The sequence below is a fragment of the Janthinobacterium sp. GW456P genome (genome assembly GCF_002127655.1).
In the GTDB taxonomy this organism is placed as follows: domain Bacteria; phylum Pseudomonadota; class Gammaproteobacteria; order Burkholderiales; family Burkholderiaceae_D; genus Janthinobacterium.
The window spans coordinates 1-14,149 of the sequence record NZ_NEHB01000043.1 but is presented as its reverse complement, the minus strand read 5'-3'; the positions used below and the strand labels follow the sequence as shown (position 1 = coordinate 14,149).

12 protein-coding genes are annotated in these 14,149 nt (G+C 63.9%); 6 read left to right on the top strand and 6 right to left on the bottom strand.

What is annotated here, in order from left to right:
* Positions 1 to 55: 55 nt before the first annotated feature.
* The 3 genes from CBW66_RS26435 (at position 56) to CBW66_RS26425 (ending at position 2,773) form a co-directional block, all read left to right on the top strand.
* Complete coding sequence (locus tag CBW66_RS26435) at positions 56 to 1,432, top strand: YihY family inner membrane protein (protein ID WP_086140563.1); 1,377 nt, start codon at positions 56 to 58, stop codon at positions 1,430 to 1,432.
* Positions 1,433 to 1,562: 130 nt separating this feature from the next.
* The gene (locus CBW66_RS26430) at positions 1,563 to 2,126 is read left to right on the top strand and encodes a hypothetical protein (protein ID WP_139841790.1); all 564 of its coding nucleotides are present in this window, start codon (positions 1,563 to 1,565) and stop codon (positions 2,124 to 2,126) included.
* Positions 2,127 to 2,140: 14 nt separating this feature from the next.
* Entirely contained in the window at positions 2,141 to 2,773 is a 633-nt protein-coding gene (locus CBW66_RS26425) for a hypothetical protein (protein WP_139841789.1), read from the top strand.
* 10 nt (positions 2,774 to 2,783) lie between these two features.
* Here CBW66_RS26425 and CBW66_RS26420 read toward each other — a convergent pair whose 3' ends face one another.
* From CBW66_RS26420 to CBW66_RS26405, 4 genes are read right to left on the bottom strand one after another with little or no spacing between them, the layout of a single operon-like run.
* Positions 2,784 to 4,805, bottom strand: a complete 2,022-nt coding sequence (locus CBW66_RS26420; RefSeq protein WP_086140560.1) for a WG repeat-containing protein — start codon at positions 4,803 to 4,805, stop codon at positions 2,784 to 2,786.
* A gap of 31 nt (positions 4,806 to 4,836) precedes the next feature.
* Positions 4,837 to 6,228, bottom strand: a complete 1,392-nt coding sequence (locus tag CBW66_RS26415; protein WP_170933073.1) for a PoNe immunity protein domain-containing protein — start codon at positions 6,226 to 6,228, stop codon at positions 4,837 to 4,839.
* 24 nt (positions 6,229 to 6,252) lie between these two features.
* Positions 6,253 to 7,065, bottom strand: a complete 813-nt coding sequence (locus CBW66_RS26410; RefSeq protein ID WP_086140558.1) for an alpha/beta fold hydrolase — start codon at positions 7,063 to 7,065, stop codon at positions 6,253 to 6,255.
* 1 nt (position 7,066) lies between these two features.
* Positions 7,067 to 8,377, bottom strand: coding sequence for an O-acetylhomoserine aminocarboxypropyltransferase (locus tag CBW66_RS26405; protein WP_086140557.1), 1,311 nt, complete (start codon positions 8,375 to 8,377; stop codon positions 7,067 to 7,069).
* 375 nt (positions 8,378 to 8,752) lie between these two features.
* Between CBW66_RS26405 and CBW66_RS26400 the strand changes: the two genes are divergently transcribed.
* Both CBW66_RS26400 and CBW66_RS26395 read left to right on the top strand, forming a co-directional pair.
* The gene (locus CBW66_RS26400) at positions 8,753 to 9,295 is read left to right on the top strand and encodes a 2OG-Fe(II) oxygenase (RefSeq protein WP_230492298.1); all 543 of its coding nucleotides are present in this window, start codon (positions 8,753 to 8,755) and stop codon (positions 9,293 to 9,295) included.
* 129 nt (positions 9,296 to 9,424) lie between these two features.
* On the top strand, positions 9,425 to 9,871 hold the full coding sequence (locus CBW66_RS26395; RefSeq protein WP_010398828.1) for a CBS domain-containing protein: 447 nt from the start codon (positions 9,425 to 9,427) through the stop codon (positions 9,869 to 9,871).
* A gap of 69 nt (positions 9,872 to 9,940) precedes the next feature.
* On the opposite strand, the gene CBW66_RS26390 is transcribed toward CBW66_RS26395, so the two are convergent.
* A complete protein-coding gene (locus CBW66_RS26390) occupies positions 9,941 to 12,202 on the bottom strand; it encodes a bifunctional diguanylate cyclase/phosphodiesterase (protein ID WP_086140555.1) in 2,262 nt (753 codons plus the stop codon).
* Positions 12,203 to 12,635: 433 nt separating this feature from the next.
* On the opposite strand from CBW66_RS26390, the gene aroC reads away from it, so the two are divergent.
* On the top strand, positions 12,636 to 13,730 hold the full coding sequence (aroC, locus tag CBW66_RS26385; protein WP_070224428.1) for a chorismate synthase: 1,095 nt from the start codon (positions 12,636 to 12,638) through the stop codon (positions 13,728 to 13,730).
* Between the two features lie 131 nt (positions 13,731 to 13,861).
* Here the strand turns inward: aroC and CBW66_RS26380 are convergent.
* Positions 13,862 to 14,149: transposase (locus tag CBW66_RS26380; protein ID WP_139841788.1), on the bottom strand; the 288-nt coding region annotated here is incomplete at its 5' end.

Sequence of the window (14,149 nt, the reverse complement as noted above, 5' to 3'; positions counted from 1 at the left end):
AGGGCGCTTTACAGCCTGATACGACTGCTGTCATGGCGCCGTTCTGATTTTGCACATGTTTTCAAAATATATATTCCCGTTCTTCCAATACCTGTGGCGCGCCCTTGGCCTCGGCCTCGATACCGTGCGCGGCCTGACGTGGTCCGAAACGCGCGACCTGCTGCAGTTCGCGCGCCGGCGCGTGCGCGAGGAAAGCCTGCCGCAAGTGGCCGGCAGCCTGACCTTCGCCACCGTGTTCGCGCTGGTGCCGCTGCTCACGCTGGCCCTGGCGATCTTCACCACGTTCCCCCTGTTTAATACCTTCCGCCACGCGCTGGAAGACTATTTCGTGCAAAGCGTGATGCCCAAGGGGATATCGAACACCATCCTCGACTACCTGACGACGTTTGCCTCGAAGGCGACGCGATTGTCGGCCATCGGCGCGGGCGCCCTGATCGTCACCTCGGTGGGCATGATGGGCTTGATCGAGCGCGTCTTCAACCGCATCTGGCGCGTGCGCCAGGAGCGCCGCTGGACCAAGCGTTTGCTCGTCTACTGGGCCATCGTCACCCTGGGTCCGCTGCTGGTGGGCGTGTCGCTGACGGTAACCTCGCGCCTCTTCATGGCCACCAGCGGCGTGGTGGGCGCCGTGCCTTTCATCGGCGCCGTGTTTTACACGCTGGTGTCGATCGGCCTGACCATGCTGGCGTTTACCTTGCTCTACATCGCCGTGCCGAACCGCGACGTGGACTGGCGCGACGCGGCCTGGGGCGGCTTGCTGGCGGCGCTGGCGTTCGAGGTGGCCAAGCGCGGCTTCGGCGAATTCATCCAGGAGTTCCCCACGTATTCGCGTATCTACGGCGCGCTGGCCGCCTTGCCGCTGTTCCTCGTGTGGATATACCTAAGCTGGATGATCACCCTGGTGGGCGCCTTGCTGGTGGCCGCCTTGCCCGTCGTGAAATACGAGCGCTGGTGGTATGAAGCGGCACCGGGCAGCGAATTCGTCGACGCGGTCGCCATCCTGAAAGTGCTGCACCAGGCCTGCCACTGCGCCGATTCCGCCCTGGTGGGCGCGGCCGAAATCCGCCGCAGCACGCGCCTGGGCTTCGAAGAGATGGAAACCCTGCTCGACAAGATGGTGCAGCAGGGCTGGGTGGGACGTGTGAACGTGGATGGCGCCGTGCGGGTGCAGTGGGGCAAGCGCGTGGCCGACAGTTCCGACCACTGGGTCTTGCTGGGCAACGTCAACCGCATCAGCCTGGCCGATGTCTACCGCCTGTTCGTCTTCGGCGGCATGCGCGTCAATTCCGGCTACCCGGCCGGCTCCACCAACGAGCGCGATATCCAGGCGGCGGAAGAGGCGGCCGCGCTGGCCGCGCAGGTGGAAAACGCCGTGGAGCAGGGACTGGGCCTGAGCCTGGCGCAGCATTTCGGCGAGGTCAGGTGCCAGTAAGCAGATGCCGGTAAACATGGCACTGTCACTGATTGAGGCATGCATGTTTGATCCGGATTAAGGCGAAAGCGGCGCACGGTGCCATCATGTGAAAAGACGAATGCCGTCTTCGTGCCGATGGATGGGCCATGTGATGAATGATCTGCTGCTGCAAAGTTGCGTACTCATATTCTTGCCGATGATACCGGCCGTGATCTTGTTCAAGTTTCTCGATAGCACAGGTGGCGGCGGCGGTGCATTTGCCGGCTGGCAATGGAAATTCAGCGGTGCCTTTGCCGCCTACGTGCTGGTGTTTTTCATGCTGTGGGCTGCCATCCAGGGCCAGCTCAAGGGCCGCGACGTGGAAGTCTGGACCGTGCGTGGCAATGTGCAGGCAAGCCAGGTGCCGAACATCGCCAACTTCATGACCATCAAGAGCGTACCGCAGATGCTGACCATCGAAGCCGATGGCAGCTACGAATTCAAGGTCATCGTGGGGCGCCATGGCGATCAGCTGGAGTTCCCGCGTATCTTCTTGGACCTGTCGCGCGCTTGCGCCGGCTATCGCAACATCAAGCTCGACGAGGCGCCTGGCACCTTTGTTTCCCTGCCCGCAGGGCCGGAGGTGAAGATCCGGCGGCTTGACGCCGCCCGTTCCATCGAAATCGCTCCCATCGTGCTGGGTCCGTTTGATCCACGCAAATGCGCAGGATGAACCGGGAGGGCCTGATGATCACCCGACCACTGTGTAGTCTCCTCGTCCTGTGCCTGGCGGCCGGCCCCGCGCCGCTGCTGGCGCAAAGCTATGGCGAGCATTTGCAGACGCGCCTGCCGACGGCCAGGCAAGCCGCCCTCAAAGGCGGCTTGCATGCCTTGCTTGATGCCTATGCGCTGGAAAAATACAAACTCAGCTGCGACCTGCCCAAGGGGGGTAGGGTGGGCATTGTGCTCGTCTATGACGTGGACGACTTTTCTTTTCTGGCCGTGCGCATCAAGGATGTTCCCGCCATTCTCGCCAATGAGCGCACCATTCCCGGTCGCGACCGGGCCTATGCCCTGTTTTCCTTTTATCGCGAATGCGGCATCCATGCCGTGCAGGACGTGACGGCAACTGGACCGGCCGACAGCGACAGCTACGATGCGGTCGTGGTGCGGGATGCGGAATGCCTGGCCGTCGGGCCGACGCAGTTGGCGCTCGGCGCTGGCACGGCGTTTCCGTTTGAGCGCATCGCCGGCCAGCTGCGCGAGGAATATGGCCGCCAGGCCAGCTCCAGCGCGGCGATGCTGCGGCGCTGTTCGCGCCAGGGCGAGCTGGATACCATCTCAAAAAGGCTGCTCGACACGCAGGTAAAACGCAAGTAGACGGCTCGCCCTAGTACACGACGGGCCTGAACGCTGCCAGCCGTGCGGCGCCAGTGAACGCGGCCGCATCCTGCGCGCGCACGACGCCCAGGTAATACGTGTCCTCGCCGCCGTGCAGGTTCACCAGGCGCAGCTGATGCGGCGCCAGGTGGGCGGCGATGGCGGCCAGGCCTTCGGCCATGGCGGCCAGGCCTTCGGCCATGGCGTCGCCGTCTTCGCGCTGCGCCCAGCGGAAGTCCTGCAGCGAAGGCAGGCCGATATGCTGGACTATGCGCGGCACTTCATCGACGGATTTCCAGTCCAGGGTGGTGCCGTGGCCCAGCGCATCGGCGGCCGTGGACCACAGCAGGAAGAAACAGGCCGCTTCGGGCGTGTCGCCTTCGTATTCTTCTTCCGGGTCGTCTTCCGCCAGTTCCTCCAGGGTGATGTCCACGCAGCGTGCGGCCAGCGCCGCATCGCCCAGCAATAGCAGCGCGGCCAGGCTGCGCAACTGGTCGCGGTCGGCCTGTGCCAGGATCTGCGCCGGCGTAAAGCTGCGGCGCCTGGCGGGCTTTTTCTTGCCCAGGCCGATGGATTCGCTCAGTTGCGCCGTGATGGCCGCCTTGAAGTTCTCCACCGTGTCGAACTGCTCGAGCAGCTGGCCCGTGAAATCCATGCTCCAGGCCATGCCATCGTTGATCACATATAACAAATCGCTTTGCACGGCCACGCCGCGCAGATGATGGGCGGGCGGATACAGCGGCGTGAAAGCCTGTTTTCCCTCGAGCGTCAGCATGCACGCGAGACCCTGCGCATCGATGGCGAAAATCAGATTCTTGCGCAGCTTGGGCGGCGACGATGTGGTGGCGCAGTCGATGGCTTCGTACTGGCAGGGCGCCAGCAGCTCGCCCTGGCTATTGACCAGGCCAAACAGGAAGCGCCCGGCGATGCGCTGGCTGACGACGGCGATTTTTTTCTTCGTGCCGAAATCCTGCACGGAGCTGTAGGCCGGCGGCACCACCACCTTGCCCATCTTGTCGACCACGCCGTGCACATTGCGCTTGTCGTCATCGTTTGTCTGGTCTGTCTGGCGTTCTATATCGATCAAACCATCGTCGCGCTGGCACATATTGTCCACCCTGTCGATGAGCAGCGCGCCATCGGGCAGGCGCAGCAGGCTGCTGACGCCGTCAGGCGCGATTCTCTGTAGCAGATGGGGGCTGATTACGTACAGGGCGCCGGGGAGCGGCGGGAGCACCACCGTGCCGTTGAGGTCCAGCACGCCGTGTGCATCGGGGGCGTCCGCCGTGGCAAAGGTGATCCAGCCATCGTCCGCGTAGCAGGTGCCCAGGTCGACATAGCGCTGCGACAGCGGCACGATCCAGCGGCCATAGGGCGTGACCAGACCGGTGACGTCCGGTTCAGCGGCGGCGCTGACTGCATAGCACAGCGCGTCCTCCTCCCATCCCATCACTTCCAGGCCTTGCAGGAAGGGGAGATCTTCCGCGTCGAGTTCCTCGACATCGGCCAGCTGCGCGTCTGCCGTGGCCGACCAGTAGCCGGTGGCGGGCGAGGCGGAACCGGCGGCCAGCAGCGGCGCCAGCGCTTCCCGGTCGCCGCGCAGCAGGGCAAGGTGCAGAGCTTGCGCCTCGGCGCGCAGGGCCTCGAGCGCGGCCGCGTACTCCGGCGTGCCGATATCGTGCGCGATCAGCTGCACGCAATCGAGGATCAGCCACGGCCGGCCGCTGGCCAGCAAGGCGCTGATGGCGCTGCGCGCGACGATGGCGGCCGCGTCGCGCGGCCGGTCCATCAGCGCGGACAACGCTTGCCAGCTCGCTTGCGCCTGCGCCATCGGCGCGGCCAGCACGCAGGGGCAGTCTTCGCCATCGCCGTAGATGGGCCAGGCGACGGCTTGCGTGCCGGCGCCGATGAGCAGCTTGAACAGCGTAGGGACGTCCAGCCGCCATTCGGCCAGGCCCGTGATCGTTTCGGTGTCGAAGCCGGCCTGGCCGGGCAAAAAGGCGGTGCTGAACAGGGCTGCGGTATTGATCATTGATATTGTATTTAAAAGTAAAACGGGGCATTCAGGGCGTGGGCGGCATCACCCAGTGGGCCAGCGCACCGCGCTCCAGGCCAAGGTGTTCGGCCACGGCTGCCGCCTCGAAGGCCCACAGGCCGTAATAGCCGCCCAGGCCTTGCGCGCGCAAATGGCCGTTGAACCAGTCTTCGCGCACCAGCGCGCCATGCCAGCCGGCCAGGTAGTGCCGCAGGTGCTCCTGCTGCTGCGCGCGATCGTCCGCGTCCAGGCACTCGTACAGGGCGGAATAGGGTTCGGCGAAATACCATTCGTCGACGGCGGGACGCTGCGGATCGATGGTCGACAGCAGCGCCTCATATACGCCATCTTCACCATCGAAGGCCGTCTGCAGGGCGGCCAGGCGCATGGCCAGGTCGTGGCGGCCGAACAGCAGCGCCGCGCCCAGCAGCTGCAGGGTGCGCGCATAGTCCGTCAACTGTTCGAAATCGAAGGCGGGCAAGGCGTCGTCATCGTAGGCGTGGGCCAGGGCCGCGCGCGCCGCTTCGCAGGCGGCGATGGCCGCTTCCAGCGCCGCGTCCACTTCAGGCAAGGGCAGGCCTGCCGTGTAGCGCAGCGAGAAGACCTGGTAAGCAGCGCTGGCCGCCGCGCATGCCCAGTAGGCGTCATCGCCGCCGTCGTTTGCCGCCTGCGCCTGCGCGCGCGCGTAGGCCGTCAGCAGGGTGTCGAGGTAGGCGAGGTTGCGGGCAAAGTCGAACGGTGCGGGCGGCGCCTGGCGCGGCGTGTGCGGCCACGGCGCGGATGCTGGCAGGCAGCTTGCGGCGCAATCGCGCTGGATGGCCCAGTCGGCGAAGATTTGCTGCAGATATGCCGCCGTCTCGTCGTCGTGGGCGATGGCGCCGGCGCCCACCAGGGTCGTGCCCAGCAGGGTGTAGCCGGGAAAGCGGCTGCTCTCGTAGGCGATGGTGGTCACGCTCTGGATGGCCTTGCCGTCGCTCAGGTCGCGCACGCGGAAGTACACATCGTCCCAGCCCGCCAGCGCAGGCGCTGGCGCTTCATTCGGCAAGGTGGTCCAGCTGCCGTCGGCCTCTTCTTCATAAGCGTCGAGCAGTTCGTCGATGCCGCCGGGGCGGTCGATGCGGTTGTTGGCGTCGTATTGCAGCCCCAGTTCGGCCGCAAACGCGGCAGCGTGGCGGCCCTCGAAGACCAGGTACTGGGCGTTCAGGGTGCCGACCAGCAGGTCGCTCGCCTGGCCCGCCACCGTCAGCACCTGCGGCAGCCGGTACCAGTGGTGACCGGGGATACCCGCCATGGGGCCACCTTCGTCCGCCAGCGGATTGGCGCAGCGCAGCTGTTCCAGCCAGTTGTAGCGTTCTTGCCGGGCCGCTTCCGTGCCGCTGCCGCGGCCGGTCAATTCATCGAACAGGGTATTCAACAACATGTGCATCTATCCTAAAAAAAGCGTTCATGCCGCTGCCGTTTGGGCAAACGCAAACAGCGCGTCGAGCACGGCGTCGGGCTGCTCGGCCATCAATTCGTGCCCGCTGTCGACCTGCACCACCGTGCCATGCGCGATGCTTGACGTCAGCAGCCGGGTCGATTTGGGCGGCGTCATCATGTCGCGCGCGCCGAAAATGAATAAAGTGGGGCAGTGTACCGAAGCGGCGGCGATTTCGCCGTTCGCATAGGCATTGCAGGCAAAAAAATCCGTGTGAAACACGTGATCGGGATTCTGGGCGGCGATGCGCTGCTTCAGGCGCCGCGCGCCGCCCATGGCGTAAAAGCCGGGGCCGGGAAACGACGGCTTTTGCGTGATCGATGAGTGCGACCAGATATTGACCATGTCGATCGCCGTCTGTTCATCGTTGAGCGCCGTTTCCAGCAGCGCGGGCGAGACTTTCATCGGGTAGGTGGAGCCGAGCATGGCCAGGTGGCTGATCCGCTCCGGCGCCAGGTGCGCCGCTTCCAGCGCGATCAATGAACCCATGCTGTGGCCGACCAGCATGGCCTTGGCCGCGCCGGCAGCGTCCAGCACGGCGAGGATCCAGCGCGCCAGGTCCTCGACCTTGGTTTTCGCCGCGCCGCCGCTGCGGCCGTGGCCCGGCAAGTCGACGGCCAGGACGTTCCAGCCGTGGTGGGCAAAATAGCGCGTCTGCAGGGCCCATACGCTATGGTCGTTCTGCGCGCCATGGATGAAGACGGCCGTGGGCAGGCCAGGGGTGAACGGTTTGCCGCCCGTGTAGCAGTAGGCCGTGGTGTTGTCGATGGTGAGCAGCATGTCAGGCGCCTTTCTGCGACAGTTTCAGGCCGCGGGCCAGGTCTTCGATCAAATCGTCGGCGTCTTCCAGTCCCACCGACAGGCGCATGGTGCCTTGCGTGATGCCCGCCTGTTCCAGTTGATCGTCGGGCACGCGGAAGTGCGTGGTGGAGGCCGGGTGGATGACGAGCGACTTGGCGTCGCCCACGTTGGCCAGGTGCGAGAAGATTTTCAGGCTGTCGACAAAGCGCTGGCCCGCCGCGCGGTCGCCGCGCAGGCGGAAGGTAAACACGCCGCCCGCGCCCTTCGGCAGCAGGGTCTTGGCCAGCGCGTAGTCGGGGTGCGACGGCAGTTCGGGATAGGACACCGATTCCACGGCCGCATTGGCCAGCAGGAAGTCGATGATTTTGCGCGTGTTGGCCACGTGGCGGTCCATGCGCAAGCCCAGGGTTTCGATGCCTTGCAGGATGGCGAAGGCGTTGTGCGGACTCATGACGGCGCCGAAATCGCGCATGCCTTCGCGCCGCGCGCGCAGGGCGAACGGCGCCACCGTCGATTCCTCGGCAAAGACCATGCCGTGGAAGCCGTCGTACGGTTCGCACAGTTCGGCGAAACGGCCCGTCTTGTCGTAGGCCGCCTGCCAATCAAAAGTGCCGCCGTCGACGAGCAAGCCGCCGATGGCCGTGCCATGGCCGCACAGGAACTTGGTGGCCGAATGGAAGACCAGGTCGGCGCCATGCTCGAAGGGGCGCAGCAAATACGGCGTGGTGAAGGTGGAATCGAGCATCAGCGGCAGCCGGTGCTCGTGCGCCAGGGCGGCAATCTGGGGGATGTCCAGCACGTCGAGGCCGGGATTGCCCAGGGTTTCGGCGAACAGCACTTTTGTATTCGGGCGAATGGCGGCGCGCCAGGCATCGACGTCGCGCGGGTCGACGAAGGTCGTCTCGATGCCGAAGCGTTTCAAGGTATAGGCGAGCAGGTTGTGCGAGCCGCCGTACAGGGCGCGCGAGGCGACGATGTGCGATCCGGCGCCGGCGATGGTACATAAACCCAGGTGCATGGCGGCCTGGCCGCTGGCCGTGGCGATGCCGGCTACGCCCCCTTCGAGCGCGGCGATGCGCTCTTCCAGCACGGCGTTGGTGGGATTCGAGATGCGCGAGTAGACGTGGCCGGCCCGTTCCATATTGAACAGCGAGGCCGCGTGGTCCGAACTCTTGAAGGCGAACGAGGACGTGAAATGGATGGGCGTGGCGCGCGCGCCCGTGGCCGGGTCGGGCGCGGCGCCCGCATGCAGGGATAAAGTGTCGAAACCGGGATATTTCGGGCCGCTCATGGTGTCTCCGCCAAGTTTTATAGTGGCAAGATCGTAACCTGATTTGCAGCTGAGCAAAAGGGCTGACGTGCAGGGCGCATGGCGCCGTGCCGGCGGACGGTCAGGCTCAGCTGGCGTGTAACCGGCAGTGTAAAAAAAGTGACCGGCGCGGTGCGGCGGTGGTACGATATCGTATCAGCGATATTCGGGCTGTTTTACCTGTGCGCGTGCGCCGCGCCGCAGGGAAGCAGTTGCAAGCAAACGAAATCCTGGGCTTCAGGCGCACTCTCATGCATGTCCACCAGGAAAGATTTTATGCCCGCAATATCGTTCGACGGCTCTCTGGCCGTAGCCGGACCCTCTATCGTCGACGGCCTCTGCCAGGCAGGCTGGCTCATGCAAGAGCATTTCATCTCCCCGGAACTGAGTCGCCAGCTGGCCGCCGAATGCGTGCAATCCATGCTTAGCGGCAAGATGAAGGGGGCCGGCGTGGGCAGCGGCCATGCGCCGCTGCTGCAGCCGGACATCCGCGGCGACCATATCGAATGGCTGGAAACGGGGCGTTCAGCCGCCTGCGACAGCTATCTGGCGCACATGGAAGCGCTGCGCCGCATGCTCAACCGCGAGCTGTTCCTGGGGCTGGAAGAGTATGAAAGCCATTTCGCCCTGTACGCGCCGGGCGCCTTTTACCGGGCCCATCTGGACCGTTTCCGCGACGACGACAAGCGCACCGTGTCCGTCGTGCTGTACCTGAACGACGACTGGCTGCCCGGGCACGGCGGCGCGCTGCGTTTGCACCCGCAGGATGGCGAGCAGGTGGATATCCTGCCGCAGGCGGGCCGCATGGCCATGTTCATGTCGGGCGAGATGCTGCACGAAGTGCTGCCGACGGCGCGCGAGCGCCTCTCGATTGCCGGGTGGTTCCGCCGCCGGGGCTGATGAAAAGTTGCGCGCAATCCCCCTCGATTTGATTGCGCGCAAGGCTGGATTTTTCCGCAGGCATAGGCTACAGTCGCAGTAAGGGCTTAGAATAACTAAAATACCAATCACGCGGACAGGACGGCCAATATGAAAGTATCTGAAATTCTCCAAGTCAAGGGCAATATCCTCTACACGGTCACGCCTGACCAGCCCCTGCTTGACGCGGCCAATACCATGGCTGAAAAAGACATCGGTTCGCTGGTGGTCATGGAATTTGGCGACCTGGTCGGCATGCTGACCTTCCGCGAAGTATTGAACGCCTTGCATGAAAACGCGGGCCAGATCGGCGGCGGCACCGTGCGCAAGCACATGGATGACCATCCGATCACCGTCACGCCCGATACGGAAGTCAATGAAGTGCGCCGCATCATGCTGGAAAAACATGCGCGCTACCTGCCCGTCATGAACGCCAAGACCCTGCTGGGCGTCATTTCCTTCTACGACGTGGCGCGCGCCGTGCTCGAAGCGCAAAGCTTTGAAAACCAGATGCTGAAAGCCTACATCCGCGACTGGCCGGCCGAAACCACCGACTAAGCGTCGCTCATGCAGTAAAAACAACGCCGGCATCGCCGGCGTTTTGCATTTGTGAATTCAGGCTGACGCCTACGCCGCCCCTTGCAGCGCCTCGTTGTTCAGCCAGGTGCCCAGCGCAGTGGCCGTCATGGGGCGGGCGAACAGGAAGCCTTGCGCCATCGGACAGCCCAGCGCCTGCAAAATCTGCGCTTGCCGCTCGTCTTCCACGCCTTCGGCGATCACGGCCAGGCCCAGGTTGCGGCCCAGCTGGATGACCATTTCGGCGATGCTGCTGCCGCGCGCCGATCCCGTGATCTCGGTGACGAAGGCGCGGTCGATCTTCAGGCGGTCGACCTGCAGGCGCTGCAAATAGGACAGCGAGGAAAACCCCGTGCCGAAGTCGTCGATGGCGATGCTCACGCCCGTCTGTTTGATCTGCCACAGCATCTTGATCAGCAGGTCCGGCTCTTCCATGGCCATCGATTCCGTGATTTCCAGCTCGATGAATTCGGGCGGCGCCTGCGTTTCTTCCAGCGCCGCGCGCAGCATGTCCAGGAACAGCGGGTGGCGGAACTGCACTTGCGACACGTTGACGGACATGACGAAGTTGCGGTGGCCCTGTTCGCGCAGCAGCACCAGTTCGCGGCAAGCCGTGCGCAGCACCCATTCGCCGAGGTCGATGATGATGCCCGAGTACTCGGCGATCGGGATGAAGCGGTCGGGCGAGATGAACTTGCCGTCCGGCGTCTGCCAGCGCAGCAGCGCTTCGGCGCCCACGGGACGGCGCGTGGTCAGGTCGATCTGCGGCTGGTAGACGACAAACAGCTGGTCCTGGCTGAAGGCCGTGCGCAGCGCGTGCATCATGCGCACTCGTTCGCGGATTTCGATCCCCATGCTGCGCGAAAAATAGAAGTGCCCGGCGCGCTGCTGGGTTTTGGCCCGTTTCAGCGCGATGTCGGCGTCCTTCAGCGCATCGGCGCCCGTGCCTGCATGTTCGCCCAGGCGCACCAGGCCCAGGGTGGCTGACAGCTGCACGTCCTGGCCATCGATGCAGAACGGCGGCTGGAACAGGGCCAGGATATTGCCTGGGTTGACTTGGGACGAGTCGCCCAGCACGCAAAAGATATCGCCGCCCAGGCGCGCCACCGTCAGCTGCGGCCCCAGCTGGGTTTGCAAGCGGCCCGCCACGGCGATCAGCAGCGTATCGCCGAACTGGTGTCCCAGCGCGTCGTTGGTTTCGGCAAAGTGGTCGAGGTCGACCAGCGACAACGTGGCGTCGTCGCGCGCGGGGCCGGCCAGCGTAGCGTCGAGAATCTCCACCAGGCGCGTGCGGTTCGGCAGCTTCGACAGCTGGTCGTAGAAGGCGGCGTTGTGCAAGTGCGATACCAGCTCGACGTTGTCCAGGCCCACGGCGACGTTGCTGCAGAATACTTCCAGCAGGCTTTCATCGATGGCGGAAAGGGGGCGCGGCAGCACGAGGTAGGCGGCCGCGTCGCGGCCGGCCTTGCCCGCGAAATACAGCGTGGCGTAGTCGTGCGCGTAGACATTGCGCCGCTGCGCCAGCGTGTGCTCGATGGCAGCCATCACGCGCGGGTTTTGCAGGCCGCACAGGGCGCTGTGCGGCAGGCTGGAAAAGCTGCCCGTGCAGGCCGAAACGAGCAGCTCCTTGCTGCCATTGTCCTGCAAGTCCTGCACGCACAGCACGCCGTCGGCGCGGGTGCCCAGCAGGTCGGCGATCTGCGCCAGCACGCCGGCCGAGAAATTCTGTACGCCATGCAGCGCCATCAGCTGCGTGCTGGCGTGGACGATACGGTCCAGGCCGCGCCGGCTGCTGTTGATTGAACGGATCTGCTCATACGAACGGATGGCGGCCGTTACCGTGGTAAACAGCTTGATGCGCGTCAGTTCGGACTTGGTCTTGTAGTCGTTGATGTCGAAATCGCGGATGGCGTCGATTTCCGGCGCATAGCCGGGCTGGCCCGTGCGCAGGATGATGCGCACGTCCGTCATTTTCAGCGTTTCGCGGATGTAGCGCACCAGGTGCAGGCCCGCGTCATCCTGTTCCATGACCACGTCGAGCAGGATGACGGCGATGTCGTCTTCATGCTTGAGCAGTTCGCGTGCCTGGCCGGCCGAATACGCATGCACGAATTCCAGCGGGCGGTGCTGCATTTCCAGATTGCCCAGGGCGAATGTGGTGGTGGAGTGGACGTCTTCATCGTCGTCGATGATCATCACCCGCCAGACGCTGCGCTGTGCGGCGGCCAGCGGCGCCGCTGGTTGTTCATCGAGGAATACCAGGTCGTCGTGATCGTCCTTGTTGGCGTCAAGGGGGATGATCGGTGCGGGCATGTATAGCTTCTCCAGGATGACTCAGTACGGAATGTGAGCACATCAGAAATGTCCATGGCGTTGTTGCACCGCCTCGCCGTACTCGCGTACTGTCTTCGACGGTGCGCCTAGCCCTGGGCATTTCTGAAGCGCTCTGGACGCATCAAAAAAACAGTACTCCATATAGCCGAGGCTTGAGTATTTTCTGATGGCGCTTCGTCCAAGTATATAGCTATTTAATAAGCAAAATGTTTTTTTAAATCTATTCTGTGGGGCAATATTTCTTGTTTTGCATGATTGCAACTCATATTTGGTGTTTTTGTGTGAAAAAATACGCGCGATGCCGAAATGGCGGGGCGGGCGGGGGAATATGCGGCCTGGCCGTGGCATTAGCGGCATGGCATGCCCCGCAGGCTGGTAGAATTGAGTTTTCCAGTCCTCACCACTTCCTACTATGTCCGGCAATTCTTTTGGCAAGTTGTTTACTGTTACCACTTTCGGCGAATCGCACGGTCCGGCCATCGGCTGCGTGATCGATGGCTGTCCGCCGGGATTGATCCTGTCGGAAGCCGATATCCAGCCCGAGCTGGACCGCCGCAAGCCGGGCACTTCGCGCCACGTGACGCAGCGCCAGGAATCGGATACCGTGGAAATCCTCTCCGGCGTGTACCAGGGCGTGACGACGGGCACGCCCATCGCGCTGTTGATCCGCAATGAAGACCAGCGCAGCAAGGATTACGGCAATATCGCGGAAAGCTTCCGCCCCGGCCACGCCGACTACACCTACTGGCACAAATACGGCGTGCGCGATCCGCGCGGCGGCGGACGTTCGTCGGCGCGCCTGACGGCGCCCGTCGTGGGCGCGGCGGCGATCGCCAAGAAATGGCTGCTGCAGCAGTACGGCACCACGTTCAAGGGCTGCATGAGCCAGCTGGGCGACATTCCCGTGCCGTTCCAGTCCTGGGAGCACGTGCATGCGAATCCGTTCTTTGCCGCCAGCGGCGACGCGGACCTGATCGCGCGCATGGAAGCGGCGATGGACCAGTTGCGCCGCGACGGCGATTCCATCGGCGCGCGCATTGACGTGATCGCGCAAAACGTGCCGGTCGGCCTGGGCCAGCCCATCTACGACAAGCTCGACGCCGACATCGCCTATGCCATGATGGGCATCAATGCCGTCAAGGGCGTGGAAATCGGCGCCGGCTTCGATTCGGTGGCGCAAAAGGGTTCCGAGCACGGCGACGAACTGACGCCGGAAGGCTTTATCGGCAATAACGCGGGCGGCGTGCTCGGTGGTATCTCGACGGGACAGGACATCAGTGTGTCGATCGCCATCAAGCCGACCTCGTCGATCCGCACGCCGCGCCGCTCGATCGATAAAGAGGGCAATCCCGTGATGGTGGAAACGTTCGGCCGCCACGACCCCTGCGTAGGCATCCGCGCCACGCCGATCGCCGAAGCCATGCTGGCGCTGGTGCTGATCGACCACGCCCTGATGCACCGCGCGCAATGCGGCGATGTCAGCGTGAATACGCCGAAGTTGAAGTAAATTGAAATGTTGTCGGATTACGGGCCCGCGGCCCTAATCTGACCTACGATCCATGGTGGTCGTTTTCTCGTTTAACAACGACGCTTGCGACACCTGACAAAACCGTCGCCATGTAGATACTGTTATCCCCGTCAAGCGGCGTGCAAGGCCGGATCAAATATTTTTCCCGACCTGAGCACGCCGAATGCCACGTGCACCAGCATGCGCATCATGGCGCCGATGATCAGCTTGGGCGCTTTGCCGGCGTCACGCAGGCGCTGACCGAAGCGCCTGCCCCAAAGCGTCTTATGGACGGCCACCATGGCCGGCATGTACAGTGCCTTGCGCAGGAAACTGTGGCCGACCTTCGACATGCGTGGCTTGCCACGCACGCTGGAACCCGACTCGTGCTGGCGCGGATCGAGGCCCGCAAACGCCAC